General features: G+C 65.4%; 28 protein-coding genes. 13 read left to right on the forward strand and 15 right to left on the reverse strand.

The genetic code is table 11. The features are described from left to right. Nucleotides 1-50: 50 nt before the first annotated feature. The 5 genes from AC1ROK_RS02685 (at nt 51) to AC1ROK_RS02705 (ending at nt 6172) form a co-directional block, all read left to right on the forward strand. Nucleotides 51-1292, forward strand: coding sequence for an ABC transporter substrate-binding protein (locus tag AC1ROK_RS02685; RefSeq protein ID WP_492843566.1), 1242 nt, complete (start codon nt 51-53; stop codon nt 1290-1292). 70 nt (nt 1293-1362) lie between these two features. Continuing rightward, the gene (locus AC1ROK_RS02690) at nt 1363-2241 is read left to right on the forward strand and encodes a carbohydrate ABC transporter permease (protein WP_492843568.1); all 879 of its coding nucleotides are present in this window, start codon (nt 1363-1365) and stop codon (nt 2239-2241) included. Beyond that, complete coding sequence (locus tag AC1ROK_RS02695; RefSeq protein WP_492843570.1) at nt 2234-3070, forward strand: carbohydrate ABC transporter permease; 837 nt, start codon at nt 2234-2236, stop codon at nt 3068-3070. Before AC1ROK_RS02690 ends, AC1ROK_RS02695 begins: the two co-directional genes overlap by 8 nt. A gap of 28 nt (nt 3071-3098) precedes the next feature. Next, a complete protein-coding gene (locus AC1ROK_RS02700; protein WP_492844667.1) occupies nt 3099-4496 on the forward strand; it encodes a NosD domain-containing protein in 1398 nt (465 codons plus the stop codon). Next, the gene (locus AC1ROK_RS02705) at nt 4493-6172 is read left to right on the forward strand and encodes a glycoside hydrolase family 32 protein (protein WP_492843572.1); all 1680 of its coding nucleotides are present in this window, start codon (nt 4493-4495) and stop codon (nt 6170-6172) included. Before AC1ROK_RS02700 ends, AC1ROK_RS02705 begins: the two co-directional genes overlap by 4 nt. A gap of 26 nt (nt 6173-6198) precedes the next feature. On the opposite strand, the gene AC1ROK_RS02710 is transcribed toward AC1ROK_RS02705, so the two are convergent. Together AC1ROK_RS02710 and AC1ROK_RS02715 are read right to left on the reverse strand one after the other, a co-directional pair. Continuing rightward, a complete protein-coding gene (locus AC1ROK_RS02710; protein WP_492843574.1) occupies nt 6199-7719 on the reverse strand; it encodes a YifB family Mg chelatase-like AAA ATPase in 1521 nt (506 codons plus the stop codon). 117 nt (nt 7720-7836) lie between these two features. Next, nucleotides 7837-8607: an IclR family transcriptional regulator gene (locus AC1ROK_RS02715; protein WP_492843576.1), complete on the reverse strand. Its 771-nt coding sequence runs from the start codon at nt 8605-8607 to the stop codon at nt 7837-7839. Nucleotides 8608-8816: 209 nt separating this feature from the next. On the opposite strand from AC1ROK_RS02715, the gene AC1ROK_RS02720 reads away from it, so the two are divergent. Genes AC1ROK_RS02720 through AC1ROK_RS02730 form a run of 3 tightly spaced genes read left to right on the forward strand, consistent with a single transcriptional unit; the run spans nt 8817 to nt 12287 of the window. Further along, a complete protein-coding gene (locus tag AC1ROK_RS02720) occupies nt 8817-9776 on the forward strand; it encodes an ABC transporter permease (protein ID WP_492843578.1) in 960 nt (319 codons plus the stop codon). Then, the gene (locus AC1ROK_RS02725; RefSeq protein ID WP_492843580.1) at nt 9773-10708 is read left to right on the forward strand and encodes a carbohydrate ABC transporter permease; all 936 of its coding nucleotides are present in this window, start codon (nt 9773-9775) and stop codon (nt 10706-10708) included. Before AC1ROK_RS02720 ends, AC1ROK_RS02725 begins: the two co-directional genes overlap by 4 nt. A gap of 46 nt (nt 10709-10754) precedes the next feature. Further along, nucleotides 10755-12287: a DUF3502 domain-containing protein gene (locus tag AC1ROK_RS02730; RefSeq protein ID WP_492843582.1), complete on the forward strand. Its 1533-nt coding sequence runs from the start codon at nt 10755-10757 to the stop codon at nt 12285-12287. 215 nt (nt 12288-12502) lie between these two features. On the opposite strand, the gene AC1ROK_RS02735 is transcribed toward AC1ROK_RS02730, so the two are convergent. Continuing rightward, nucleotides 12503-13405 carry a LysR family transcriptional regulator gene (locus AC1ROK_RS02735; protein WP_492843584.1) on the reverse strand — a complete coding sequence of 301 codons (903 nt, stop codon included), beginning with the start codon at nt 13403-13405 and terminating at the stop codon, nt 12503-12505. Nucleotides 13406-13547: 142 nt separating this feature from the next. Between AC1ROK_RS02735 and AC1ROK_RS02740 the strand changes: the two genes are divergently transcribed. Further along, the gene (locus AC1ROK_RS02740) at nt 13548-13877 is read left to right on the forward strand and encodes a nuclear transport factor 2 family protein (RefSeq protein WP_492843586.1); all 330 of its coding nucleotides are present in this window, start codon (nt 13548-13550) and stop codon (nt 13875-13877) included. A gap of 108 nt (nt 13878-13985) precedes the next feature. On the opposite strand, the gene AC1ROK_RS02745 is transcribed toward AC1ROK_RS02740, so the two are convergent. Both AC1ROK_RS02745 and AC1ROK_RS02750 read right to left on the reverse strand, forming a co-directional pair. Further along, entirely contained in the window at nt 13986-14504 is a 519-nt protein-coding gene (locus AC1ROK_RS02745; RefSeq protein ID WP_492843588.1) for a hypothetical protein, read from the reverse strand. A 211-nt stretch (nt 14505-14715) separates the two neighbouring features. Then, nucleotides 14716-15015 carry a hypothetical protein gene (locus tag AC1ROK_RS02750; RefSeq protein ID WP_492843590.1) on the reverse strand — a complete coding sequence of 100 codons (300 nt, stop codon included), beginning with the start codon at nt 15013-15015 and terminating at the stop codon, nt 14716-14718. Nucleotides 15016-15208: 193 nt separating this feature from the next. On the opposite strand from AC1ROK_RS02750, the gene AC1ROK_RS02755 reads away from it, so the two are divergent. Then, nucleotides 15209-16045 (forward strand): GH25 family lysozyme, encoded by an 837-nt coding sequence (locus AC1ROK_RS02755; RefSeq protein ID WP_492843592.1) that lies wholly within the window; start codon nt 15209-15211, stop codon nt 16043-16045. Nucleotides 16046-16405: 360 nt separating this feature from the next. On the opposite strand, the gene AC1ROK_RS02760 is transcribed toward AC1ROK_RS02755, so the two are convergent. Further along, nucleotides 16406-17050, reverse strand: a complete 645-nt coding sequence (locus AC1ROK_RS02760) for a MarC family protein (protein ID WP_492843594.1) — start codon at nt 17048-17050, stop codon at nt 16406-16408. A 115-nt stretch (nt 17051-17165) separates the two neighbouring features. Between AC1ROK_RS02760 and AC1ROK_RS02765 the strand changes: the two genes are divergently transcribed. Continuing rightward, on the forward strand, nt 17166-17861 hold the full coding sequence (locus AC1ROK_RS02765) for a DUF930 domain-containing protein (protein ID WP_492843596.1): 696 nt from the start codon (nt 17166-17168) through the stop codon (nt 17859-17861). On the opposite strand, the gene AC1ROK_RS02770 is transcribed toward AC1ROK_RS02765, so the two are convergent. From AC1ROK_RS02770 to rsmI, 4 genes are read right to left on the reverse strand one after another with little or no spacing between them, the layout of a single operon-like run. After that, the gene (locus tag AC1ROK_RS02770) at nt 17862-18791 is read right to left on the reverse strand and encodes a serine hydrolase domain-containing protein (RefSeq protein ID WP_492843598.1); all 930 of its coding nucleotides are present in this window, start codon (nt 18789-18791) and stop codon (nt 17862-17864) included. Nucleotides 18792-18796: 5 nt separating this feature from the next. Then, nucleotides 18797-19741, reverse strand: coding sequence for a glutathione synthase (gene gshB / locus AC1ROK_RS02775; protein ID WP_492843600.1), 945 nt, complete (start codon nt 19739-19741; stop codon nt 18797-18799). Between the two features lie 9 nt (nt 19742-19750). Continuing rightward, a complete protein-coding gene (locus AC1ROK_RS02780) occupies nt 19751-20149 on the reverse strand; it encodes a YraN family protein (RefSeq protein ID WP_492843602.1) in 399 nt (132 codons plus the stop codon). Further along, the gene (rsmI, locus tag AC1ROK_RS02785; RefSeq protein WP_492843604.1) at nt 20118-21002 is read right to left on the reverse strand and encodes a 16S rRNA (cytidine(1402)-2'-O)-methyltransferase; all 885 of its coding nucleotides are present in this window, start codon (nt 21000-21002) and stop codon (nt 20118-20120) included. The genes AC1ROK_RS02780 and rsmI overlap by 32 nt, the downstream gene beginning before the upstream one ends. Before the next feature lie 124 nt (nt 21003-21126). Here rsmI and AC1ROK_RS02790 point away from each other — a divergent pair, with 124 nt between their 5' ends. Further along, nucleotides 21127-22332 carry a penicillin-binding protein activator gene (locus tag AC1ROK_RS02790; RefSeq protein WP_492843606.1) on the forward strand — a complete coding sequence of 402 codons (1206 nt, stop codon included), beginning with the start codon at nt 21127-21129 and terminating at the stop codon, nt 22330-22332. A 117-nt stretch (nt 22333-22449) separates the two neighbouring features. Here the strand turns inward: AC1ROK_RS02790 and AC1ROK_RS02795 are convergent, their stop codons facing one another. The 4 genes from AC1ROK_RS02795 to ygfZ form a co-directional block, all read right to left on the reverse strand. Next, a complete protein-coding gene (locus tag AC1ROK_RS02795) occupies nt 22450-22965 on the reverse strand; it encodes a hypothetical protein (protein ID WP_492843608.1) in 516 nt (171 codons plus the stop codon). Nucleotides 22966-23077: 112 nt separating this feature from the next. Beyond that, nucleotides 23078-23689 (reverse strand): hydrolase, encoded by a 612-nt coding sequence (locus tag AC1ROK_RS02800; RefSeq protein ID WP_492843609.1) that lies wholly within the window; start codon nt 23687-23689, stop codon nt 23078-23080. 76 nt (nt 23690-23765) lie between these two features. Further along, the gene (locus AC1ROK_RS02805; protein WP_492843611.1) at nt 23766-24098 is read right to left on the reverse strand and encodes a hypothetical protein; all 333 of its coding nucleotides are present in this window, start codon (nt 24096-24098) and stop codon (nt 23766-23768) included. A gap of 103 nt (nt 24099-24201) precedes the next feature. Next, nucleotides 24202-25017: a CAF17-like 4Fe-4S cluster assembly/insertion protein YgfZ gene (gene ygfZ, locus AC1ROK_RS02810; RefSeq protein WP_492843613.1), complete on the reverse strand. Its 816-nt coding sequence runs from the start codon at nt 25015-25017 to the stop codon at nt 24202-24204. 45 nt (nt 25018-25062) lie between these two features. Here ygfZ and AC1ROK_RS02815 point away from each other — a divergent pair, with 45 nt between their 5' ends. Next, nucleotides 25063-26385 carry a dihydroorotase gene (locus AC1ROK_RS02815; protein ID WP_492843615.1) on the forward strand — a complete coding sequence of 441 codons (1323 nt, stop codon included), beginning with the start codon at nt 25063-25065 and terminating at the stop codon, nt 26383-26385. A gap of 171 nt (nt 26386-26556) precedes the next feature. Here AC1ROK_RS02815 and AC1ROK_RS02820 read toward each other — a convergent pair whose 3' ends face one another. Next, nucleotides 26557-26838 carry a hypothetical protein gene (locus tag AC1ROK_RS02820; RefSeq protein ID WP_492843617.1) on the reverse strand — a complete coding sequence of 94 codons (282 nt, stop codon included), beginning with the start codon at nt 26836-26838 and terminating at the stop codon, nt 26557-26559. Nucleotides 26839-26893: the final 55 nt, after the last annotated feature.

Here is a 26893-nt window from a genome sequence, read left to right on the forward strand (position 1 = left end):
TGGTCCTGCTGCTCCGGTCGTTCACCGCGAGCCGAAATTGAGGAGGGGACATGAACAAGACGCTATTTGGCGCGGTGGCCGCGCTGTGCCTCGCAACTTCCGCTGCGCAGGCCGAAGCCATCACCGTTCTGGTTGAAGGTGGCGGCCATTCGCTGCAGCAGGCCGCTGCCGATGCCTTTACCAAAGAGACCGGCATTGAGGTCAACTTCGTCGAGGTGCCCTATCAGGGCGTGTTCGACAAGCTTACCGCAGAGATCGCTTCGGGGACCTCGAACTACGACGTCGCGACCATCGACGTGGTCTGGAACGCCGCCTTCGCAACGCATGTCGAGGATCTGAGCGATCTCTTCACCGATGCCGTGAAGGCCGACATCCCGCCGGCCCTGCTCGCTGACGCCAAGGTCGGCGGCAAGCTGATCGCCATGCCCGCCTGGGCCAACGCCGAGATCGTCTTCTACAGGAAGGACCTGTGGGAAGACCCGGCCAACCAGGCAGCCTTCAAGCAGCAGTATGGTTACGACCTGGCGCCGCCGGCCAACTGGCAGCAGTGGCGCGACATGGCCAAGTTCTTCACCAAGGATGGCATGTTCGGCACCGACGTGATCGGCGCGACCTCGGAAGAATGGATGGCCGAGGTGCTGCAGGCCGGCTCGCCCGGCGTGATCCTCGATGACAAGGGCCAGGTCATCCTCGACAACCAGGCTCATATCGACGCGCTGGAGAATTACCGGGCGCCGCTCTGCGAAGACAAATCAGCGCCGGACAATGCGCTCGAAATCAACTGGGGCGAGGCGCAAAACCTCTTCTACCAGGGCCAGACCGCCATGATGAAGTTCTGGGCCCACGCCTACAAGATGACCCCGGAAGACAGCAAGATCGCCGGCAAGGTCGGCGTCGCCCCTATGATCGGTGGTCCGGCCGGCGTCGCCGGCATCCCCGGCCCCTGGTACAACGTCATTCCCTCGACCTCCGGGCACAAGGACGCGGCGCGGCAGTTCATCGCCTTTGCCGTTGCCCACAACGCGCTGGGCATCGAAGCGCCGCTCGGGCTGGCTGCCACCAACTCGGCCTATGCCAGCTACACCGACAAGCCCGGCTACGAGCATTTCGGGCCGCTGCTGGCGACGCTTTCAGCGCCCGCAACCAAGGGCCGGCCGATCAACGAGCACTACCAGGAACTGGTCGACGAAGCCGTGATGCCCGCCTTGCAGGGCGCCCTCGAATGCCAGGACAACGTCGCGGAACTGCTGCGCGATGCTGCGGCCACCGCTCGAGATATCCTCGGCCAATAAGTATCCAGGAGCGCTTGGGACCGAGGCGGCGACCCGCCTCGGTCCCAACTGATCAACGGGGGGAGGGAGCATGACCGAACGCAGGTTCGTGCTGCTTATGCTGATGCCGGCCATGCTGTTCCTGGGGTTCCTCGTGGTCTACCCGGTCGCGCTGCTGGTCTACAATTCGTTCTTCGACGTCAAACTGATCGATCCGGCGAGCCGCGTCTTTGTGGGGCTGGCCAATTATGTCGATGCGCTCACGTCGAAGCGTATCCTCGAATCCGCCGTCAGGACGCTCAAGTACTCGGCCTTCGCGCTGTTCTTCGAGCTGGTGTTCGGCCTCGGCGCGGCGCTGCTGTTTGCAGCGATCGCCCGGCATTCGCATTGGCACCGCACCATTTTCGCCCTGCCGCTGATGATCTCACCGATCGTCGGCGGCCTCCTGTGGCGTTTTCTCCTCGTCGGCAATATCGGCATCCTCAATTACGGGCTCGCCGCACTCGGCATCATTCCTGACCCCGGCGCCATCAAGTGGCTGTCCGACACCGACATCGTGATCTATTCGGTGGCGGCCGCCGATATCTGGCTGACCACCTCGTTCGTTGCGCTGGTCAGCTATGCCGGCCTGATGAACATCCCGCGCGACGTGCTCGAGGCGGCGCGGATCGACGGCACCAACGCCATCAGCCGGTTCTGGTACATCACCTTGCCCATGCTGCGCCCGGTGCTTGCGGTGGTTGTGGTGGTCCGCGGCATCGACGCGCTCAAGACCTTCGACCTGATCTGGATCCAGACCCAGGGCGGGCCGCGCCAGCAGAGCGAAGTGCTCTCGATGAACATCTACCAGCGGATGGTCCGCTATGGCGACCTCGGCCAGGCCTCGGCAACCGCGACCCTGTTCCTCGTGGTGATGATCGGCGTGGCCGGCCTCGCCTACTGGAAAATCTGGAGAGCTGACCGTGGCTGATCGCGCCCCCTACGATCTCGGCAAGCTCGTCATCCACGCGGTGGCGCTGCTGCTGGTGCTGTCCTATGCCCTGCCGTACCTCTACCTCGTTTCGACAGCGTTGAAGCCGGCGGCCGACGTCCAACAGATTCCGCCGTCGTTCTTCCCGCAGCGGATGTCGCTGGAGAACTTCACCAGCGTCATCGGGACCGTCGGCCTGCCGGAAGCGTTCCTGAATTCGGCCATCGTCGCGGTCCTGACGACGCTGCTGTCGTTGCTGATCGCGGTTCCGGCCGCCTATGTCTCGGCGCTCTATCGCCGCCGTATCACCATGCTGTTCATGCTGTTTGCGCTGGTCACCCGCATGGTGCCGGCCGTGTCGCTGGGCGTCCCGCTGTTCCAGATCATGAAGACGCTGGGCTTGCTGGATACCACCATCGGTCTCGTCCTCGCCCACACCTCCACGGCTGTGCCTCTCGCCATGCTGCTGATGGCCGCCTTCTTCGACGGCGTGCCGAAGGAACTGGAGGAAGCGGCGCGGGTGGATGGTTGCACCCGCTTCGGGGCCTTCTGGCACATCGTCCTGCCGGTGATGCCGAGCGGCATCGCCATTACCGCGCTGTTCAGCTTCATCGCCAGCTGGAACGAGTTTCTCTACGCCCTGCTGCTCACCTCTGAGAGCAGCAAGACGGCGCCGATCGTCATTGCGGAGTTCAACTCGGTCTATGGCCTCGCCTGGGGTCCGATGACCGCCGCTGCAGTCCTCTATTCCCTCCCCGTCATCCTCGTCACCCTCTTGCTGCAAAAGCAGATTGTCGGCGGGCTGACCTTCGGCGCCGTGAAAGGCTAGTCCAGTGGCAAGCATCGAACTCGACAAGATCAGCAGGGGCCATGGCGGGCCGAGCGCAAACGTCTACAGCGTTACCGAGTGGCCAGCCGGCAATCCGCACGAGGATATCGGAGCGGTGATCAACAGCATCATTGCCGATATCAAGCGGCGGCAGGCGACGCCCGATGTCAATGACGGCGGCAAGCCCGGTGCCGTGATCTACATTCCGCCCGGCGATTTCCGCCTGCGCACCCAAGTCGTCATCGACATCAGCTTTCTGCGCATCGTCGGATCGGGGCACGGCTTCACCTCGTCGAGCATCCGCTTCAACACGCCGAGGCGTGAGCTCGAGCAGTGGCACGAGATCTGGCCGGGGGGCAGCCGCATCCTCGTCGATCTCGCCGGGCCAGCCGGCGACGGAGCCGCCGGCGCGGCATTTCTGGTGCAGCGCGCCGGCAATCCTCGCATCAGCTCCGTCGAGTTTGCCGACTTCTGCATCGACGGCCTGCATTTCACCGATGCCTCAAACGGCGACGCGGAGAATTCCTACCGAAACGGCAAGACCGGCATTCACATCGCCAGCGCCAACGACTCGTTTCGCATCACCGGCATGGGCCTGGTCTACCTGGAGCACGGCCTCGTCTCCCACCATGCCGACGCCTCCACTATCGACAACAACTTCATTGCCGAATGCGGCAGTTGCATCGAGCTCAGGGGCATGGGGCAGGCCTCGAAAATCTCCAACAACCTGATCGGCGCAGGCTATGCAGGGCACTCGATCTACGCCGAAAACTTCGGCGGCCTGCTGGTCTCCGGCAACAACGTGTTCCCGCGCGGGCGGAGCAGCATCGAGTTCTCGGGCGTAGTCAGGTCTTCCATTACCGGCAACCGGCTGCACTCCTTCTATCCGGGAATGCTGGTCTTCTCCGGCAAGTGCTCGGAGAACCTCGTCGCCTCAAATCACTTCCTTCGCGATCACGAACCCTGGGCGCCGATGACGCGGTATGACAATGGGCTGGATGACCAGTTCGGCCTGCTGCATCTGAGCGGCGACAACAACTCCGTCATCGCCAACCACGTCTCGGCCTCGATCGACAGCCGGTTCCTGAAGCCGCAGAACGAGAAACCGGTGATCATCCGGATCGTCTCGGGCACCGGCAACTATGTCGCCAACAACCACATCGTGGCGACGACCGAACGCGCCGCGGCGAACGACGCGCCCAACAGCGACTGCTTTGCGACGCAGGTCGAGGCCATCCTCTCAACCAGGAACCTCACTGCCCTCGAGGTGATCGCGGTTCAGGTCGAGCCGGGCTCCACCGGGAACACCATTCTCGATTCTGGCAGCGACATCGAGGTGCTGCTGGACAAGTCGGTGAACGCTTTTCGCGGCACACCCGTGCCGGGGCAGGCCCAGGCGCAAGACAGCTCACGGATCGACAGTTGAAATCCTCCGTCAGCCTCCCCGCCGCCTACCGGCTCGAGTTCTGGGCGCGCGGGCCGGGGTCGATCCGCATTTCTGAGGCCGATGCCGTGCGGTGGCAGGTCCCGGCATTCTCCGGCCACGTGGATTTCTTCAGTTACCAGCACCGCGAGGCCGGCAGCGTCACCGTCGAATGGCAGAGGTCCGACGCGATCCTCTGGGCCTATGGCTACGATCCGGCCACCGTGGCCGAAACCGGCATCACCATCTGGGAGTTCGGCGAAGACGGACTGACGCTCCGCACCAAGCCTGAGATCGATGCCTCGATGCGAGCGGATCCGGCGCGGCCGATCATGCACTTTTCGCCACCCCGCCAGTGGATGAACGACCCGAACGGGCTCTGCAAGATCGGCGAGACCTGGCACCTGTTCTATCAGTTTCACCCTGCCGGCACCGAATGGGGCCCGATGCACTGGGGGCACGCGGTCAGCAAGGATCTGTTCAACTGGACCCACCTGCCGGTGTTCCTCCACCCCGAGCAGAACCTCTGGCGGCTCGGGGCCACCGGCGGCGCCTTTTCCGGCTCGGCGTTTGCCGACCGCGACGGCAGCCGGATGTTCTTCTACACCGAGCGCCTGCCGGCCTATGATCTGTTCCAGGGCTATCGCGAGGTGCAGAAGCTGGCCCGGCCGGGGCGGGATGTGCTGCACGCCAGCAGCTCCGACACGGTGATTGCGCTCGGTCCCGAAGGGCAGGGCGTCGAGCACGATTTCCGCGACCCCAAGGTCTGGTGGGACGAGGCGGCGGGCGCCTACCGCATGGTGCTGGGTGCGGCGCTGCACGGCGACCCGGCAGTGCTCCTCTATGGTTCGGACAACCTCAGCGACTGGACCTATCTGGGGCCGCTCTATCGAGCCCCGGCACACTACCGCGAGCACGGCGCCCGGGCGGTCGAGTGCCCCGATTTCTTCCCGCTTGATGGCAAGTGGGTGATGGTCATGGGCTTTGTCGGCTATACCGAACCGGCCACGGGTCGCCACAACCTGTTGTTCGCCCGGGTTGGTGAGTTCAAGGGCGATCACTTCGTCCCTGATATCGACGAGTTGCAGATCCTCGACTTCGGCACCGACTATTACGCCATGCAGAGTGTTGAGGCCGATGGCCGACAGATCGCCCTCGCCTGGCTGTTCAACTGGGAATCCCGCAAGCCGGCCGGCTCGCCCTACTCCGGCGAGATGTCGCTGCCGCGCCAGCTCAGCCTCGACAGTTCGGGGCGGCTGCGCATGCAGCCAGTGACCGAGCTGGATGACGCGTGGCCGGCCTATCCCCTGGCGAGGGAGCACGATGGCAGCTTCCTGCTGGGGGACGCCCCATTCGAGCTCCGCTTGACCGGCAATCTCGACGGCACGCGCATCGTCGCGACTGAGAGCGGCGAGCTTTCCTTCGAGCTATCGGTGTCGGACGGTCGCCTGTCGGTGCGACTGGCTGAAGATGACGGAAGGATCCGCTACGAGGCCGAGTGTGCGTCGGCCACCGATCTCCGCGTTATCTATGACCGCGGCATCCTCGAGATTTTCGCGGATAGCGGCGCGGTCTGCGGCACGCGGCGCAGCTACGCCAACATCGCCCCGCATCGCGTTGAAGTCACATCGTTCGCCCAATTCACTGGCTTCGAGCGGCGAGCGGTTCAACAGCCCTGATCCATCACTCCAACGCAGCCCGCGACCTAGCCCAGCGCCAGGTTCAGCCGATAGCTCAACGCCTCGGCCAGGTGCGGCCGGGCGACCTTGTCGGCGCCGGCGAGGTCGGCCAGCGTCCGCGCCACTTTCAGCACCCGGTGGTAGGCGCGGGCCGAGAGGTTGAAGCGCTCCGAGGCCTGCAGCAGCAGGTTCTGGCTTTCCTTGTCGGGGTTGACCAGTTTTTCGATCAGCGATGGCCCGGCGGCGGCGTTGGTAAAGACATCGGGGTGGCCGGCTTCGATGTAGCGCTGGCGCTGCCGCTCGCGCGCCGTTTCGACGCGGGCGGCGACGGCGGCGGAGGGTTCGGCCGTGGCGGGGCCGATCATCTCGGCGGCCGAAACGGCGGGCACGTCGATGCGCAAATCGATGCGGTCGAGGAACGGACCCGAGACCCGGCCCTGGTAGTCGAGCGCACATTGGTCGCCGCGCTTGCAGACATGGCCGGGCGTGCCGGCGAGCCCGCATTTGCAGGGGTTCATCGCCGCAATCAGCTGGAAGCGGGCGGGAAAGCTGACATGCGCGTTGGCGCGGGCGATCACCGTCTCGCCCGCTTCCAGCGGCTGGCGCAGGCTGTCGAGCACCGAGGGCGAGAACTCCGGCAATTCGTCGAGGAACAGCACGCCGTTATGCGCGAGGCTGGCTTCGCCCGGCCGGACCTTGAGGCCGCCGCCGACCAAAGCCGCCATCGAGGCCGAGTGGTGTGGGGCGCGGAACGGCCGGCGATCGCTGAGCGCCCCGCCTGCCAGTTCGCCGGCGATCGACTGGATCATCGACACGTCGAGCAGTTCGCGCGGGTTGAGCGGCGGCAGGATCGAGGGCAACCGCGCCGCCAGCATGGATTTGCCGGCGCCCGGCGGCCCGACCATCAGGAGGTTATGGCCACCCGCTGCCGCGACCTCGAGGGCCCGGCGCGCCACCTGCTGGCCCCGCACTTCGCTGAGATCGGGCAGCCCAGCCGGCTCGGCCCGCCGCCGCGCCACCGGGCGGCTGCAGATCTGAAAACCGCCCAGATGGTTGACCAGCGCCAATAGCGTCGGTGGCGCGACGATCTCGAGGTCGTCGCCGGCCCAGGCCGCCTCGGGCCCGGAGGCCTCGGCGCAGATGATCCCCATATCGCGCGATAGTGCGGCGATGGCCGCCGGCAGCACTCCGGCGGTCGGCGCGAGCTGGCCGTCGAGCCCGAGTTCGCCCAGCGCCAGATAGCCTTCGAGCGCATCGGATGGGATGGCGCCGATCGCCGCCATCAGCCCGAGTGCGATCGGCAGGTCGTAATGGCTGCCTTCCTTGGGCAGGTCGGCCGGGGCGAGGTTCACGGTGATCCGCTTGGGCGGCAGGCTGAGTCCGGAGGCATAGAGCGCCGCCCGCACCCGCTCACCCGATTCCTTCACCGCCTTGTCCGGCAGGCCGACGAGAAAGAACTTGGGCAGGCCAGGCGCAATCTGCACCTGCACATCCACCGGCACCGCCTCGATCCCCTGAAACGCCACGGTAGCAACCCGCGTGACCATTCCCCAGCCCCCAACATCCGCGCGGCACGCTAGCAGGAGGTCTGCGGACGAGGCAAGAACATTTAGAGAACGAATCGCCCCGGGCCGGATCGTTTGCTCCGTAGGCAGAGCAACGCCTCAGCCAAGTCCCATGCTGATGCGGTCGGCGGTGGCGAGAGCCGTGGCGCGGACCAGTTGTTCGTATTCGGCGTCGCGGCCGGCAAGGAACGGGATGCTGACGGCGGCGACCACATCGCCCGAGCGATCGCGGATCGGCGCGGCGTAGGAATTGACCGAGGCACTGAACTCGCCATGGTCGCGCGCCCAGCCCTGCTCGCGCACCCGCGACAGTTCCCCCTCCAGCGCGTCCGGCTCAATCAGGGTACGTTCGTTGTAGAGCGTCAGCGGCCGCGAATAGATGCGCTGGCGTTCGGCCTCGGGCAGGAAGGCGAAGAGCGCCTTGCTGCTGCCGCCGGCATGGATCGGCAGCTGCTCGCCGACCCGGGCATGCAGCGCGTGCTGCTTGGTGCCGGGCGCGACCGCGACGACCAGCACATGGCCGCGATCGTAGATCGAGATCTTCGCGGTCTCCCCCAGCGAGCGCGCCACGAAATCGAGATGCGGCTGCGCGGCCTTGGCGACCTGTCCGCCGGATGGCATGCCGACGGCATCGGCCAGCGACAGCAGACGGCTACCCAGCACGTAATCGGAATTCTCCAACTGACGGACCAGCCCGTGCGCCGTCAGCGAGTTGAGGATGCGGTAAACGGTCGAGCGCGTCACCCCCGACTGCTCGACTAGGCGCTTGAGGCCCAGCCCGTTGGGGGCCCGCTCCAGTTGCTGGAGAATGGCCATCATCCGCTCGATCGCCGGATTACGGTTCTGCGCCTCGATCTCAGCCTCACGCATGGCTTGACATCCTGTCCGTTTGGTCGGCACGGTTATCATCTGATACTAAGAGTTTCAAATAAGAAACTCTAGTGTCGGACGGATACAGTTCGTCGGGGGAGGGGCCTGGTGATCTATCGCATGTTGCGCGCCACGGGCTGCGCAGGCGCCGCCTTGGCGGCCCGGCACGCCGGACGGCCGACTGGCACGCCGCTGTGGCAGGCCGAGCAATGACCGTCGCCAAGCCAAAGGCCGCCCCCACGGGCTCGCGCCGACGTCGGTTGTCGTCGCGCGACAGCCTGGTGCTGCTGCTCCTTGCCGTGCCTGGTATCGCCTGGTTCCTGGTGTTTGCCTACGGCCCGATGGTCGGTCTGGTGGTGGCCTTCAAGGCCTTCAACATTCGCGACGGCATCTTCGGCAGCCCGTGGAACGGGCTCGCCAATTTCCGCTACTTCCTGATGAGCGGCGACGCCGCGACCATCGTCTTCAACACGGTGTTCCTCAATGCGCTGTTTCTCGGCGCATCGCTGTTTGCCGGGCTCGTGTTGGCGCTGATGCTCAACGAGATCCGCGGCGGCCCTTATCGCCGCTTCATGCAGTCGGTGATCTTCTTTCCCTATTTCGTCTCGCCCATCGTCATTTCCATCATGCTGCAGGTGATCCTCTCGGGCGTTGGCGGGCGCGGCGGCCTCGTCAACAACCTGCTGAGCGTCGTCGATTTGCCGCAGGTCAGCTGGTACACCGAGCCCGGCGCCTGGCCGTGGATCCTCACCATCGTCAAGGTGTGGCAGCTGGGCGGCTACACCTCGGTGATCTTCCTCGCTGCCATCACCTCGATCTCCGAGGAGGTCTACGAGGCGGCGGCGCTCGATGGCGCCAGCCGCTGGCGCATGGCGCTGTCGATCACCGTGCCGCTGCTGCTGCCGACCTTCGCGGTGCTGGTGGTGCTCGGCGTCGGCCGCATGTTCTTCGGCGATTTCGCCACCATCTACGCCATCGTCCAGGACAATGGCGTGCTGTTCCCGACCACCGACGTCATCGACACCTACGTCTTCCGCTCGCTGCGGATGATCGGCGACTTCGGCACCACGGCCGCCATCGGCCTGTTCCAGTCGGTGGTCGGCTTCGTTTTCGTGGCGGCGGCGGTCCTCGTCCAGCGCCGCTTCCACAAAGAAAGCAGCATCCTGTGAGCGCCATCGATCAGGATAGTGCTGGGGCCGCGGGGAACGTCGGTGCACAACCCGTTCGCAAGGCGACCCGCCGCCGGATGGAGCCGTTCGCGGCCGTCAGCTACGTCACCGTCGCGCTGTTCGGGCTGTTCTGCCTGGTGCCGCTCTGGATGATCGTCGCGGGCTCCTTGACCGACGAGTCGGTGCTGGGCCTCAACGGCTATAGCCTGTTCCCGCAGCCCTTCTCGCTTCGGGCCTACGAGCTGCTGTTCACCGGGCAATCGCTGCTCAACGGCTATGTCGCATCGCTGTTCATCACCGTGGTGGGCACGATCCTCTCGATCTCGTGCACCGCCTCGATCGCCTGGGTCATTGCCCGGCGGCTGCCGTTCATCAGCCGCCCGCTGACCATCTTTGCCTATGTGCCGATGCTGTTCAACGGTGGCCTGGTGCCGTTCTACCTGCTGGTGACGCAGGTGCTGGGTCTCACCAACAGCTGGTTCGCGATGATCCTGCCGCTGATGCTGGCGCCCTTCCTGATCTTCGTGACGGTGAGCTTTTTCCGGCAGATGCCGGAGGAGATCCTCGATGCGGCCCGTATCGATGGCGCCGGCGAATTGCGCATCTTCTTCCAGATCGTCTTGCCGCTGTCGAAGCCCATCCTCGCGGTGCTCGGGCTGTTCTACGCCGTCACCTACTGGAACGAGTGGTTCACCGGCCTGCTCTTCCTCTCCGATCCGGACAAGTTCCCGCTGCAGCTGATCCTGCAGAACCTCATCTCCAACGTGACCAATGCGGCGAGCCTGCCGAGCTCGGCCGGGGCTGCGATGGCGCCGGTCTACCAGCTGCGCTTCGCCATGACGGTGCTCACCGTCGGGCCCATTCTGCTCGCCTACCCATTCGCACAACGCTTCTTCGTCAAGGGCATCACCCTTGGCGCCACCAAGGGGTGACGACGGCACCTGAGCCCGTCGCACAAATGAGGAGGAGACTACCAACATGAGACTCACGCGCAGACACTTCATGGCCCTCAGCGGGGCCGCCGGCGTGGCCACGGCCCTTTCGGGCCTGTCGCCGGCATTCGGTGCCAGTTCGGGCACCTCGGTGGCCCTGCTGCCGTCGCAGGCGCCGACCGGCTGGAAGGCGGTGCTCGACAAGGCCAATGCCAAGCTCATGGAGGAGCATGGCTTCACCTTCGATGCCCAGTTCATCAACTGGTCCAATTACGGCCAGCAGTCGCTGCTGAAATTCACCGCCGGCGCCCAGTTCGATACGGCGCTGCAGGCCCTGTGGCTCAACATGGCCCAGCTGCAGCAGAGCGGCGCCCTCGCCGACCTGACCGGGCAGATCGACAAGTGGCCGAACCTCAAAAAGCAGATCGCGCCCAAGCTGATCGAAGCCAATTCCTGGGGCGGCAAGCTCTGGGGTATTCCGCAGGTCAACAGCGCCGGACGCATCCAGCACTTCGGCATTCGGCAGGATCTGGCCGAGAAGTACGGTTTCGCCGAAATCAACGACTTCGGCACGCTCGAGAAGTTCTTCTACGCCATCAAGGAGAAGGAGTCCGGGGTCACCCCGTTCGCCCTGGCGTCGCAGACCGGCTGGCAAACGGCGGTGGCGACCCCTACCGGCATGTTCAACGAGTACTCGTGGGAAAATCCTTACACCATGCAGTACTCGCTGGCCGGGTCGGGCCTGCGCTTCTACTTCGACAAGGATGCGGCGACGACTGGCTCGTCCCGGCCGATCCCGTGGTGGGACGATGCGGGCACCGTCGAGGCTTTGCGCAAGATCCGCCAGTACTACCAGGATGGCATCATCAACGCCGACGCGCTCAACGTCGACCAGGCGACGATCGAGAGCCAGTTCGGCGCTGGTCGCTTCGCGGGCCTCTGGTCGATGACGGATGGCCTGCAATCCAACCGGCTGGCTGGATTGAAGCGTGCCGTCCCGACCGCGGCCCTGGGCCAGGTCCTGCCATTTGGCGGGCCGCTGGGCAGTGTCAAGCCGGTGCAGACCTTCCAGGCCGACAACATGATAGTGGTCAATGCCAATGGCGGCGACGTCGACCGGGCCATGGCGCTGCAGGACTGGTTCTCGGTCCAGGAGAACCACGATCTGGTCGGGCTCGGCATCGAGGGTACGGACTGGAAGGCGGTTGGCGACAACAGCTTCGAGCAGCTCAGCACCTACAGCTTCCCCAGCTACGCGATCCTGTGGCGGGCCGGGCTCGAGCGTCTCACCTCGTCGATGACCGAGTCCGAAAAGAAGGTCTTCGGCTGGGCGCAGAACTACGACAACTTCACCTCGGACACCTTCGCCTCGTTCATCGCCGACGTGACCCCGGTCAAGGAAGCCGCGGCGCAGATGAACAACGTGATGACCCAGTACGCCAACCCGCTGTTCTACGGGGTCGGCGACGTCGATGCCGGGCTCGACAAGCTGAAGAAGGCCGCCGACGCCGCCGGCCTCGACGTGATCATGACCGAGCTGACCAAGCAGGGCGACGCCTATCTGAAGGCGCGCACCTAGCCTCTGCCGACAGCGTCCCCGGGACGGAGCGCGCCAAGGGCGCCCCCCGTTCCGGGCTGTCGGACAGGCCGACGAGAACATGTGATCGCGGCCTGCTTGAAAGATCTGGACCCAGTGGGTGTATCGGATAACGAACGCAGGCACGCACACCCCTCGCATGCGGGGGACCCGATCCCCGCTCTTGGCGACCAAATCGGACACTGGTCCGGGAGCGGCTAACCCGTCGCGGTTGCGAACTCTCTCGCGGCCTGGACAAAGGCACTGAAGGCTGCAGGTGGGTTTTTCCTGCCCGGGTAATAGAGCGAGAGTGGCGCCAGTTGAGGAGTCCAGTCCTCGAGAACGCGTACGAGCCGACCCTCAGAGATGTCCTCGCGCACGTCCGCCTCCATGACGTATCCAAGGCCAATCCCGTTCTGCGCAGCGATCCTCATCAGGCTCGGCTCGTCGAGGGTAATCGATCCCTGGACATCGATGTGCACGGCGCTTCCTTCCTTCTCGAAACGCCAGCGGAACAGTGCGTTGTTCGGAAGACGCGCCCGAATGCAGCGAAACCGGTAGAGATCGGCCGGAACGATAGGGCGCCCATGCGTGCGCAGGAAATCGGGCGAAGCGACCACCGCGTTACGGCGCGGCAGTCCAAGCGAAACGGCAATCATGTCGCTCGGCACAAGGTCCGCCGGCCTCAGCCCCATGTCGAATCCCGCGGCGACGATGTCGACCAGCCGCCCTTCCGTGACCAGATCGATATGCACCTGCGGGTAGCGCCGAAGGAATGTGAGGATGAGCGGAGCCATCACCTCTCGTGCCGCGGACGCAAAGGCGTTGATGCGCAACGTGCCCATTGGCGTCTCCTGCTGCGACTGAGCGGCCAGCATGGCGTCATGGATGTCCGTCATCGCCGGACCAACCCGCTCCACAAAGGTCTTCCCGGCATCGGTAAGCGAAACGCTGCGCGTCGTGCGGTTGAACAGGCGAATGCCCAGACGCTGCTCCAGTTTTGCAATGGCATTGCTTAATGCAGTCGTGGACATGCCGAGTTCAAGTGCTGCAGCGCGAAAGGAGCCGCGACGGGCGATGCTCAATACGGCATCCAGATCGGCAAGTACGGATCGCGTCATTATCCCGGTTCTCGGAACGCCTCGTCCGCCTTTGTCCTGGTTATCGTGGCACTCGTCCAGACCTAAGTTTGCAGCTGCCGACCTTGAAACGGGGTCGGGCACGCAGTCGACAAGGCTGCACCGTCAAAACCGGAGAACCCGAATGACCATCAAATTGCCCGAGAGCATCGAAGCCTATTTCGCCGCCGACCGCGATGGCAGCCCCGATGCCCTTGCTGCCGTCTTCACCGACAACGCCATCGTCAAGGATGAGGGAAGGACCCATGTGGGCATTGGTGCCATCCGCAAGTGGAAGGCCGGGTCCACCCAGAAGTACAGCTACACTGTGGAGCCCTTCTTCATGGCAACCGAGAATGGCAGGACGCTTGTGACGAGCCACGTCGTCGGCGACTTCCCCGGCAGTCCGATCGATCTGCGATACGTCTTCGTCCTCGCGGACGCCAAGATCGCTGAACTGGCGATCACGATATGACAGCGTTTCTCTCGGCTTCGCCTGCGGCGCTGGCCCTCGGAACCGCACCTCGTCACCGGTGAACCTCACTTCGGCAACGAGATCATCGTTCGAGACGAGGCAGGCAATTCACAGCCGGCGGAAAGGCACGGTCGTCGTCAGCGTTTGTCCTGATCGGTTGAGTTCAACCATGAAGTCGACGGTGATCTGCTTGCCGCTGAGTTCGAGAATCGAACTGATCTCCATAGGAGTGCCAACCCGGTCGCTCTGCTTTTCGCTCAGTTTGAAGACGATGCTTTTGCCTTGCTTGGCCCCCACCGCGGCGGCCGAGAGGCCGACGTTGGAATGCATCGTCGCTTCGTAGCGGTTCGCCTTGTCGTTGAAGGAGATGGTACCCGATACGGACAGGTTCATGTTCACCAGGCTGCAGCGCCCGGCGTAGTTGATCTTGACCAGTCTGCCCTGGGTCACTTTCAGGCGGCAAGTAAAGGCCTCGGGCTGCTCGCCACCGCGCAGAACGCTGTTCCCGCTCCAGTTTCCGATATAGGTGCGAAGCAGGGCACTTTCGGCTTCTCCGGCGTGGCCTGGAGCCGCAACCAGCGACGACATCGCGATCGCTATCTGTAGTGCCTTCCAAATAAAACGCATCGATAGCTCCCCCGAAATGCTGAATATCTAGCGCCGACAGGTGTAAATGTACAACAAACATGCGCCATGGCCAGTGTGTTATTGCGCGTCGGTCTGCAATTGGCAGGTCGGCGATCCGCCTGACGACTGTGCCACCGGCATTGAAGCGTCTGACTCGAAGGCGCGCTGGGCAACGCCTGCGGTGCTCGGCCTCAGAGCGAGGCGGCCGGCATCATCTGGCCGGCAGCGCGTCCTCAGCGCCGGTGAACCTCACTTCGGCAACAACGCCATCGTTCGAGACGAGGCAGCGCCAGGGCGCCTGGTCCGGGCCGACGCCGACCAGCACCGCCGAGTTGGCCTCCGAATAGTCTTTGCCCAGCGCAGTGAGATCTGTGCTGCCGGCCTGCTCCGCAACCGCCGCGAGGCAGGCCCTCACGGTGATGTCGGGATCGACGCCGTCAGCATGGGCTGTTGCGGCGACGAACGCGGCGGCGATCGCCGCGGCTTGCAGCAACCTGGTTCGGATCGACAACACGGCCCCCACTACTCCTGTCGGTTCGACAGCGAGCTTACAGGGGCAATCGCGATCCATGGAAGTCTCGGGCGGCGTCCTCCCAACGCGCGTTAACCATGCTGGAATAACAAAGGGTTAGCGCAAGGTTTCGTTAAGCGCGCCATGTTGATTCAAAGGCTTCCGATCTCCGTCCGAAAGCCAGACGTCCAGCATGCTCGCCGCCGCCCGTCCCGCCTTCCCGTTCGCCAAAACCCTGCTGCTGGTCGGGCTGACCCTGCTGCTTGCCGCCTGCGGGCGCTCGCCCACGCACGACTATCGAGGCATCCCGGGCGACAACGACCCGCATGACGGGGTGCGCCGGGCCTGGGGCTTGCCGATCCAGGGGCTCGACGTGGCGCGCTACCAGGGCCGCATCGATTTCAACGCGGCGCGCGGCGGTGGGGTGCATTTCGTCTACATCAAGTCGACCGAGGGCAAGGACTACATCGACCCCAATTTCTACGACAACTGGCGCGGTGCGCAGGCGTCCGGCATGGCCCGCGGCGCCTATCATTTCATGACCTGGTGCAGCCTCGCCTCGCAGCAGGCCGCCTGGTTCAGGAAGATGGTGCCCAACGATCCCGACGCGCTGCCGCCGGTACTCGATCTCGAGTGGAACAACCACTCGAGCTGCAAGAACAAGTTCAACCGCACCGACGTGCTGGAAAAGGTCCGCGTCATGCTGGCCGAGATGGAGCGGCATACCGGCAAGGTGCCGATCATCTATACCGACATGAACTTCTACAACGACATCCTCGCCGGCGAGCACTTCGATTCCTCGTTCTGGCTGCGCTCGACCGCCGCCGAGCCGCATACCAAGTATGGCGACCGGCCGTGGATCTTCTGGCAGTGGACGCAGACCGGCACCATGTCGGGCGTCCGCACCGAGGTCGACCGCAATGCCTTCTATGGCAGCGAGGGCGACTGGGTGACGTTCCTGCTCACCGGGTGCGATCCGCGCGCCGTCGATCGGCTTGGACCCCAGGGCCGCTGCCAGAGCCATAAGTAGCGGCCGTAGCGCTTTCGGGAAAAGCTGTCCCTGCGAAGGCGGGAATTGCAGACTTTTCCGGTTCGAAAGCCCGACAATCAAAGACTCTGGCAGGGCAGTGATCTTGTCAGGATTCTGCCTTGGTTCTAGCCTCACGTAGTGATTTGCCGGAGTTGCTGCCGGCCAACAATGGAAGGGGATGCCGATGGCCAAAGGTCAGATCAGATCCAACAAGGAAGCCAAGAAGCCCAAGAAGGAAAAGCCGAAAGTGCTGGCAACGGCCGGGATGACCCCCGCCACCGCCGCACCGGCCAAGAAGAAGTGACCGGGCGACTAGCGTGAATTTGGTGAAGGCCGTGGCACCCGCCGCGGCCTTTGCTTTTAGCCCGCAAGACCCGGGATCAGCCCGCTGGATTTCAGCCCATCGAGCAGGAACTGCACCGCCAGTGCGGCCAGCAGCACGCCGACGACGCGGCTGACCACTGCGAGGCCGGTAATGCCGAGCAGGCGCTGGATCGGAATGGCGACCAGCATCACCACGTAGCAGAGCAACAGGATCGCCAGCAGCGCCAGCACCACCACGACCCATTCGAGGTTGAAGCCACCCGAACCGGTGGTGAGCAGGATCACCGCGCTGATGGCGCCGGGGCCGGCGAGCAGCGGTGTCGCCAACGGGAACACCGAAATGTCGGCGCGGCTCTGCGCTTCGTTCTCTTCCTCGGGCGTCGTGCCGGTACCGCCCGAGTGGCGGGCGAATACCATGTCGATCGAGATCAACAGCAGCAGGATGCCGCCGGCGATGCGCAGCGCCGGCAGGGTAATGCCGAACAGCCGCAGCAGCACTTCGCCGAACACCGCGAAGAACAAGAGGATCACCGCCGCGATGATGGTGCCGCGCAGCGCCATGACACGCCGCTCGGCCTGGGTGTTCTTCTGCGTCAGCGCCGCATAGACGACCAAGAGGTCCGCCGGCCCGAGGGTGGCAAAGAAGGTGGTCAGCGCGAGCAGGAATGTGTCGAACGGCATGGCCGGACAATGGCTGAGCCCGCGCCGAAAGGCGAGAGGGCGGCAAGGATTTCACCCAGCCTCGCCACAGCTCCGCAAATCAGCCGCAAAGCCGCCCGACTGACAGGGCAGCGCCATGTCCATCACCCTAGACGACAGCCCAATCGATGTGCCGCCGATGCAGCGATCGGCGTGGGGTACGGCCATATCCCTGGGGTTCCACCTGGCGTTGTTTGGCCTGCTGCTGCTCGGACCGGATAGGGACAAGCCAAAGCCGCTGCCACCGCCGGCCATCGCCGTGGAGCTGATGACAGCCGCGCAGTTCGCCGCCCTCACGGCACCAGCACAGACGCCGCCTGTCGCCCCCGCGCCGCCGGCGGCCGCGGCCTCTCCTGGTTCCAGCACCACGACGCCTGCCGCAAAATCCGCGCCCGACGGCACCATTCGCGCCACCCGGTTCTATGCCGGTAGCCTGTTGGCCGAACCTGAAAGCGCCAACCTCAGGGCAGCGATGACGACGCTCGATGGCAGCGAGCGGCTGGTGCAGCTGTGCAGCATCGAGGCGATCGAACAGATCCGCCGCGCCCGGCCGGAATTCGATCCCGATACCGTCGTCGCCTATGCCATGGCCGACATGGCCACCCGCGACGGGGCGCTGATCGCCGATGGCGGCGCCTTCCGCAGCCGGCGCGAATGGTACGAAGTGAAGTTCAGCTGCGTCGCGGCGGCGGACTATTCGGCGGTGGAGCGCTTCGAGTTCTCGGTCGGGAGCTTCATCCCGCACGAGCTGTGGGAGGAGCACTACCTCACCGCGGCCGAGAGCGACGAGTGATCAGGCGATTTCCTCGAGCCCCGCGCTGACCAGCCGGTTCAGCGTCTGGAACTCGGCGCCCGCTGCCATGCCGACCACCGCAATCCCGAGTGCCGGGCTGCGCACGGCCTTTGCGGCAGCGCCGGGCCACTCACCGCCATGGATCAGCAGCGCCTGGCCGCGATGCTGGCGCAGCCCGAGACCCCAGCCGTAGTCGACCGGCGTGCCGTCGTTGCGCCGGCCGGCGACCGTGACCAGGTCGGCGATACCAAGGGTGTCGCCGTTCTGGTGCTGCAGCCACTGCGCGAAGCTGCGGGTCGTGGACCACAAGCCGCCGTCGCCGTGTGTAAGCGGCAGCCTGGTGCCAAGCAGCGGCCGCTGCGGTTGGCCGCCGAGGTCAACGAGGAAGCCGATACCGTCGAGGCCGAGCGGGCCCAACAGCCGCTGCGCGGCGAATTCGGCGAAGCGCAGGCCACTGGTTTCCGCGATGACGCGGGCAAGCAGCACATAGCCGAGATTGGAATAGCTGTGGGCGGCGCCCGGCGGCGAAGGCAGCTCGGCGAGCTCACTGAGGGCCCCGAACACCAAGGTTTCGGTCCAGTCGCCAGTCATCCGGGCTTCGAGGGCGCCGGCCGGAGGTAACCCGCTGATGTGATGGGCCAGCTGGCGCGGAGTGATGCGTGCCGACCATGCCGGCAGGCCGCCGACATGGTCGGCAACCGCTCGGTCCGGATCGATCCGTCCGTCGCGCACCAGCAGCGCCAGCGCCGCACCGGTCACCTGTTTGGCGAGGCTCGCAACGTAGAAGCGGTCGGTTGGCTCGACCGGCCGGCCGTTGGGCCAAATGCCGGTTGCCAGCTCTTCGATGGCTCCGCCCGCCACCCGCGCCATTGCCACTGGCGTGCCCGGAGCAAAACCCGCTCGCTCGACCAGCGTCGCGAGCGGGGTCATCGGTGCTAGGCCCGCCGCTTCTCGATGGCGTCCCAGATCAGCACCGCGATATCAGGGCCGCCAAAACGCTTGATCTCGCGGATGCCGGTGGGCGAGGTGACGTTGATCTCGGTGAGGTAGTCGCCGATCACGTCGATGCCGACAAAGATCATGTCGCGCTCTTTCAGCGCCGGCCCGATGGTGGCGCAGATCTCGCGCTCGCGTTCGGTGAGCGGCGACAGTTCCGGACGGCCACCGACATGCATGTTGGAGCGCGCTTCGCCGTCGGCCGGGATCCGGTTGAGACCGGCGACCGGCTCGCCATCGACGAGGATGATGCGCTTGTCGCCCTTGCGGACGTCGGGCAGGTACTTCTGCACCATGAACGGCTCGCGGAAACTCTGCTCGAACAGCTCGATCAGCGAGTTGAGGTTCTGGTCGGTCTCCTGGATCAGGAACACCCCGGCGCCGCCATTGCCGTAGAGCGGCTTGACGATGATGTTGCCATGCTCGCGCCGGAACTGATGGATCAGCCCGCGGTCGCGCGTCACCAATGTCGGCGGCATCAGCTCGGGGAATTCGGTGACGAGAATCTTCTCCGGCGCGTTGCGCACCGCCGCCGGCGGGTTCACCACGAAAGTTCTGGGGTGGATACGCTCCAGCAGGTGGCTGAGCGTGATGTAGTTCATGTCGAACGGCGGATCCTGCCGCATCAGCACCACGTCGTAGGTGGCGAGATCGACGCGGGCGAAGTCGCCGAGGGCGTAATGCTCGCCCTTCGGCTTGTCGAACACGGTGATCGGCGCCACCTCGGCCGAGACGTGGTTGTCGCGCAGCGCCAGGGTCTGCGGCACGTAATAGTCGACCTTGTGCTTTCGCGCCTGCGCCTCGAGCATCAGCGCGAAGGTCGAATCCCCCGCCGGATTGATCGAAGCGATGGGGTCCATCTGCACGGCGATTTTGAGGGACATGAAGCGGTCCTAGCTGGCGTCGAAAGCGCCTTTGACATGGCGCGGCCAGGTGCCGGGCGCAAGGAAAATCACATCGAAGCGGAGCGGCGTTTCGGCGAGGGCCGGGTGGCGCGCCACATAGTACTGCGCGGCGCGCGCGATACGACTGGTGTTGACCGCCTCGAGCGCCACGGCCTCCTCGCTAGGGTGCTGCCGGGCCTTTACTTCGACAAAGGCGGTGGTGCCGAAGCGGCGGGCGATCAGGTCGATCTCGCCGACCGGCGTCTTCACCCGCGTCGCGACGATGCGATAGCCCTTCAGCCGCAGATACCAGGCGGCGAGGGTTTCGGCGCGCCGGCCGCGGAGCTCGGCGCCGAGCCGGCTGCTGCGGGTCTGGTTATTCCTCGGCCTTGCGCGCCAGGGCGGCATCGTAGACCTCCTTGCGCTTCAGACCGAAGCGGGCGGTGATGTCGTCGACGGCGGCGCGCAGCGGTCCGGCGGCCAGCGCTTCGTCGAGCGCCGCCTGCCAGTCGGCGGCTTCGACCACCACTCCCTCGGCGCCGCCGACGAGGATCACCGCCTCGCCCTTGGTGTCGCCGGCGCCGAAATGCATGGCGAGCTCGCTGAGCGTGCCGCGTTCCACCCGCTCGAAGCGCTTGGTGAGTTCGAGCGCCACGGCGGCGGGCCGATCGCCCAAGGCCTCCGCCATGGCCGCGAGGCTGTCGCCGAGGCGGCGCGGCGATTCGTAAAACACCAGCGTATCGGCGCGCGCCTTCAGCGCCGCGAGCGCATTGGCCCGGGCGCCCGACTTGGCGGGCAGGAACCCGACAAAGCCGAAGGCATCGGTGGGGAGGCCCGCACTGGCGAGCGCGGCGAGCAGCGCCGATGCGCCGGGGTTGGCGAACACCGGCAGGTTGGCCTCGCGCACCGCACGGACCAGCGGGAAGCCGGGATCGGACAGCAGGGGGGTGCCGGCATCGGAAATCTGCGCGATGGCGCGGCCGGCTTCGATCGAGGCGATCACCTCGCCGATGCGGGCTCGCTCATTGTGCTCGTGCAGCGACTTGCGCGGGGTGCGGATGCCGTAGTGATCGAGCAGGGTGGCCGAGTGACGAGTATCCTCGCACAGCACCAGGTCGGCAGCCGCCAGCGTCTCGAGGGCGCGCAGCGTGATGTCCTTGAGGTTGCCGATCGGGGTGGCGACCACATAGAGCCCCGCCGCCAGCGGCGGCGCCGGAAACTCAGTCCCGGCAATGAAATAGCTCTTCTGGCGATCGTCCACGCCACCTCCAATTGTTAAGCCGAAGTTAAGCGCGGTCTTTATGAGCCGGGCCCGATTCGGTATAGACCACCCATGGAGTGGCGCCTCGCGCGCCACAGTGCGGGACTCGATAAAGGTTGGGCAAGTGAGAATTGCGAGCGGCGGCGGCGTGCTGACTGGCCTCAGGTCTATGGGGCTCGGCCTTGCCGCGGCGGCGCTGCTGTCGGCCTGCTCGGCCGGCAACTTCAACTTCGGACCGGGCGGCGGCACCACCGGCGGCGCGTCGCAGCCGCTCGCCACCGGCAAGACCTTCGGCAAAGGGCCGGTGCGAGTGGCGCTGTTGCTGCCGCTGTCGGGCGATCCCAACCTCGCCGGCGTCGGCACCTCGATGGCCAATGCCTCGGAACTGGCGATCAGCTTTGTCGAGACCAACCCCAATATCGGTGAGAACATCACCGTGGTGCTGAAGGATACCGGCGCCACCGCCAGCGGCGCCACCCAGGCGGCGCAGCAGGCGCTGAGCGAAGGCGCCAGCCTGATCCTAGGGCCGCTGCGCGCCGACCAGGTAACGGCGGCGGGCCAGGTGGCGAAGGCCGCCGGCGTGCCGGTGATCGGTTTCTCCAACAATTCCGGCGCCGCCTCGCCCGGCGTCTACCTGCTCAACATCCTGCCCGAAAGCGAAGTGAAGCGCTCGATGGGCTATGCCAAAAAGCTCGGCAAGAAGGCCTTTGCCGGCGTGTTCCCGACCACCGATTTCGGCCGTATCCAGGAAGGCGCCTTCCGCCAGGCGACCGCCGACCTCGGGCTCAATGCCCGCGCCGTCTACAATTTCTCCTCGGAGGCCGAGGCCCGCAACGTCGTCACCCAACTGGTGCCGATGCTGCAGGCGGGGCAGATCGATGCCTTGTTCATCCCCGACCGGGCGACGGCGCCGAGTTTTGCTAACCTGCTCAACGAGGCCGGCATCGCGCCGGGCAAGGTGCAGCTCATCGGCTCGGCCGACTGGGATGGTGATCCCTCGATCCTCAACACCACGACGCTGGCCGGGGCGATCTTCCCGGCGATCGACGACGCTGGCTATAACGCGTTATTGCCTGAGTATCAGGCCAAGTTCGGCTCGGCGCCACACAAGTTCGCCACCATCGCCTATACCGCGACCATTCTCGCCAATGCCGGCTCGCTCGCCAACGGCACGCCGAAATACGATCGGGCGCAACTCACCCTCCCGGCTGGCTTCAACGGTCGCGACGGCGTGTTCCGCTTCCTGCCCGATGGGCGGAGCGAATATGCGCTGGTGATCAAGCAGGTGTCGATCGGCGCCGCCAGCATCGCCGAAGGCGCCAAGCTGTAGCTCGGTTCACGATTAGTGGCGCTATTTGGCCCCCCGGTGGGGGAGGCGAGGCCGTGACCATCTCGTCGGCGCATGGCAGCGCCTCCGCAGCCGGTGGCTCAGCTCAGTGTGAAGCGCCTAGCAGTAGACGCTGTCCTTGAGCGTCACGCAGTTGCCGTCCTCGCTGCTCGGCAGGCCATCGAGCGGGACGATCGAGACGAACGAGTCGGCATTCACCGGCGCGCTGGCCACCCATTGGCGGCCGCTCCAGTACCAGAGGCCGGCAGCCGGAGACGGCTTGGGCTCCTTGATGATCCCCGGATACTGGATATGCGGACTGGCGAGCCCGTCGGTGGAATAGACCCCGCTCGCCGTCTCCATGACATTGACGAAGGTGCTGTGCCCGTAGCCGATCTTGCGAACCACGGTTTCCCGGATCGGCTCGACCGAGACGCCCGGCTGCACATAGTAGCTCCAGCGCATCAGCCGGTCTGGGTCGAAGGCCGGCGGCCAGATCTCCTTGGGCGTGCTGAGCAGCGTCTTCATCGGCTCTTCTTCTGCCACGGCCCGCGGCAGGACGTTCGGCAGCAACAGCAGCAATGCCGCCCCGAGTCCGATTGCTCCCCCAAGCATGATCGTCTTGGTCGCGTCCATGGCCGTTCTCCGGTCGGTTTGTTAACCAACCATCAACCATGACGCCGGAAGGCGTGTCAAAATGGAACAGCGATTAAGGTAAATTTAACCAGGGCAATCCGCCGGATCGCCCTCAGGGCAGCTCGGCGGCCAGCCTTTCCACCACCTCGACGAAGCGGTCATAGGCCTCGCGGGTGGGCCACGGGCGGATCAGCTTTTCGAACGGCTCGAACTCGAACACCGGGAATGTCGGCTCGCCGAAATAGCGGCGGGCCTCTTCGGCGTCGAAGCCGGCGAGGTGCGTCGCCTCGAGGAAAGCGGCCTCACGATCGGCGCGCTTGATCTGCTTCTGCAACGCCGCCGGTGGTGTCGCCGGCAAGGAGAAGCGGAGATAGACCGCGCCGAGCAGCCGGTTTTCCACCTCCTTGTAATTGCCGCCCATCGCCGCCTTGAACGGCGAGATGATATCGCCCATCACATATTCGGGCGCGTCGTGCAGCACGGCGTAGAGCAGGGCGCGCGGCTCGGCGTCGCGGTTCAGCGCGCGGTAGAGCTCGAGCACCAGCACCGAATGCTGCGCCACCGAGAACGGGTAGTCGCCAATGGTCTGGCCGTTCCAGCGGGCCACCCGGGCGAGGCCATGGGCGATGTCGCTCAGTTCGACGTCGAGCGGCGATGGGTCGAGGATATCGAGCCGCCTGCCCGACAGCATGCGCTGCCACGCCCGCTCCTTACCACGCGCCATCATCGTCCCCTGTGCTCCGAAGCATGGGAACGTAGTGGGAACGAGGCTGATTCGCCATTCAAGCGCAGCGATGTCGCTAGCTGGTGGTGTTCACCTCGACCAGCCAATGCAGCTGATTCAGAAAGTGGTCGAAGCGCGCCAATGTCCGTTCCGGCGGTTCGATGCGCGTCCACTGCCGAGCTGCAACGTGCGTATCAACATAGCGGAACTCGACGAGTCCGGATTGTTGCGGCGAGACACGCAGGAATGGACCGCCGCGCCCCTCGAATGGATGGCTGTCCGTCTGGTGGATGCACAAATCATGCATCGAGGAGAACCCGAACAGTGCACCGGAAAGCGGGCTCGCCGCGATGTGGTGAACCAGCGCCTCGATACCTGCGACAGCATCGACGTAGGGACCCGGTTCCATACTGTTCAGGAACCCTGTGAACGTAGCGGCGATTTCTGGCCATGTGGAGCGCATGAGGTGGAGGCTAGCAGCGAGCCCAGCTCAGGTCGATGTCCGTCGCATGCTACTCGTCCGCCACGTCACCGAACTGATAGGTGGCGTAGGGCGGCAGTGTCACCGTCACCGGCTTGCCATCGACCGTGACGGCAGCCGGATCGGTGATGCGGTCGAGCCTGAGGATGGCCACGGCGCGCCCATCGACCACCTCGCCGATCGGGCCGGCGTCACGGCCGCTGGCGACCACCGACGTGCCGGCTGGAGCGTCGATGCCGGAGACGATGACCGGGCGGCGACGGGCAGTACCGCGGTGCTTCATGCGCGAGACGACTTCCTGGCCGATATAGCAGCCCTTGATGAAGTCGATGCCGTCGAGCAGGTCGAGCCCGATATCGTGGGCAAAGGTCTGGTCGATGCCGAAATCCGGGCCCTGCTCAGGAATGCCGGCGCTGATCCGGTGCGCGGCGAACCTGTCATCGGGCGGCAGCCAGCCGGTAGTGGCGGCCTTTTCGGCGATGACCCGCTCGCCGAGGCCACGCGGGTCGGCGTGGACGATCCCTTCGGCCCAGCCGTCAAAGCTCCAGCCCACCGCGTGCGTCTCACGCAGGTCGTCGATCTCGACCTGGGCGCGCAGGCGGTAAAGCTTCATCTTCTTCAAGAACGCATCGGCCACCGAGGCGTCGACATCGAGCCAGAAGGCGTCCTCAGCCCAGCCGCTCAGCCCCTCGGCCTGCACCTTGCCCTGCGGCGACAGCAGCGCCCACCACACGGCCGGCCCCGGTTCGGCCAGCAATCGCCCGGTCACCACGTCGAACAGCAGTTTCTGCGCCTCGGGACCGGAAAACCGGAAGGCGGCACGGGACGGACGGAGGATTGTGGGCATGGGATGGTTCCGCTACACCCGCCGAAAGGCAGGCGGACTAGAGACATGGCGCAGTACGAGACGATCTTCAAGAACGGCACGGTGGTGAACCATGATGGCGTGCACCAGACCGACATCGCAGTCAGCAACGGGCGCATCGTCGCACTTGGAGATCTGGGCCCGGCCTCGGCCGGCGAAGTGGTCGATTGTATGGGCCTCCATATCCTCCCCGGCGTCATCGACACCCAGGTGCATTTCCGCGAGCCTGGCCTGACCCATAAGGAAGATCTCGAGTCCGGCTCGCTCTCGGCGGTGATGGGCGGTGTCACCGGCGTGTTCGAGATGCCCAACACCAACCCGCTGACCACGACGCGCGAAACCTTCGAGGAAAAGATCCGCCTCGGCACCCGCCGCATGCATTGCGATTTCGCCTTCTACATCGGCGGCACGCACGACAACGTGGCGCAACTGCCCGAACTGGAGCGCCTGCCCGGCTGCGCCGGCGTGAAGGTGTTCATGGGTTCCTCCACCGGCTCGCTGCTGGTGCCCGACGATGACGGGGTCGAGGCGATCCTCAACGCCATCTCCCGCCGCGCTGCCTTTCATTCCGAGGACGAATATCGTCTCGAGGAGCGCAAACCCCTGCGCGTGCCGGGCGATCCCAGCTCACACCCGGTGTGGCGCGACCCTGAGGCGGCGCTGCTCTCGACCCGCCGGCTGGTGGCTTTGGCGCGGAAGACCGGCAAGCGCGTCCACATCCTCCACATCTCGACCGCCGAGGAGATGGTGTTCCTGGCCGCGCACAAGGACGTGGCGAGCGTCGAAGTGACCCCGCACCACCTGACGCTGGATGAAACCGCCTACACGCGCCTCGGCACCTACGCACAGATGAACCCGCCGGTGCGCGACAAGGCGCATCGCGACGGCATCTGGGCCGGGGTGAAGAACGGCGTCGCCGATGTGCTCGGCTCCGATCATGCGCCGCACACCCGCGAGGAAAAGGACCATCCGTACCCGCAGTCGCATTCCGGGATGACCGGGGTGCAGACGCTGGTGCCGATCATGCTCGACCACATCAATGCCGGGCGGATGAGCCTCGAGCGCTTCGTCGATATGTCGAGCCATGGGCCGAACCGGCTGTTCGGCATCGCCAACAAAGGCCGCATCGCGGTGGGCTACGATGCCGACCTGACGGTGGTGGATCTGCAGCGCCGCGAGACCATCACCAACAATTGGGTGAAAAGCCGCGCCGGCTGGACGCCCTATGATGGGGTGACCGTCACCGGCTGGCCGGTGGGGACGATCGTGCGCGGCAACAAGGTGATGTGGCAGGGCGAACTGGTGACGCCGAGCGTCGGCCAGCCGATGCGGTTTCTGGAAGCGCTGTAGGGAAGACTCTCCTGCCGTCGTCATCTTGGCGCGAAGCCCACAGATGCATACGGGCGAGCCCACCCGCCACACCGAGTTTGAGGAACTTGCGGAGCGTCGTCCGCGCGCCGGCGCGACCCCGTCGGGGCGTTGGCACCATCCCCGCACCGTGGTGCCGGGCCCTCGCGAACGCTACTGCAGCGAGCGGCTGAGGCTGTATTCGCCGGCCTGGATGCGGTTGGGCAGGGTGGCGATCAGCTCGGCGATCGCCGTCTCCCCATGATGCTCGACCAGCGAGGTGATCGCGGCGAACAGCGAGGCATGCGCCAGCGCCTCGGTGGCGATGCCATCGTCCTCGGCGGTGTTCCAGGCCTCGGCAACATACTCGAGCGCCGCCTGGCGCTCTTCGCGCTCCGCCTCGGCGAGACGCTCCATGCTGCCGTTGTCGCCCTTGAGGGTCTTCGAGAGTTTCATACTCTCGGCCCTAGCACGACCTGACCGATGGCGCGCCCCATCCGTCTCCAAAAGG

The organism is Devosia sp. GW821-FHT12F11 (assembly GCF_058806655.1).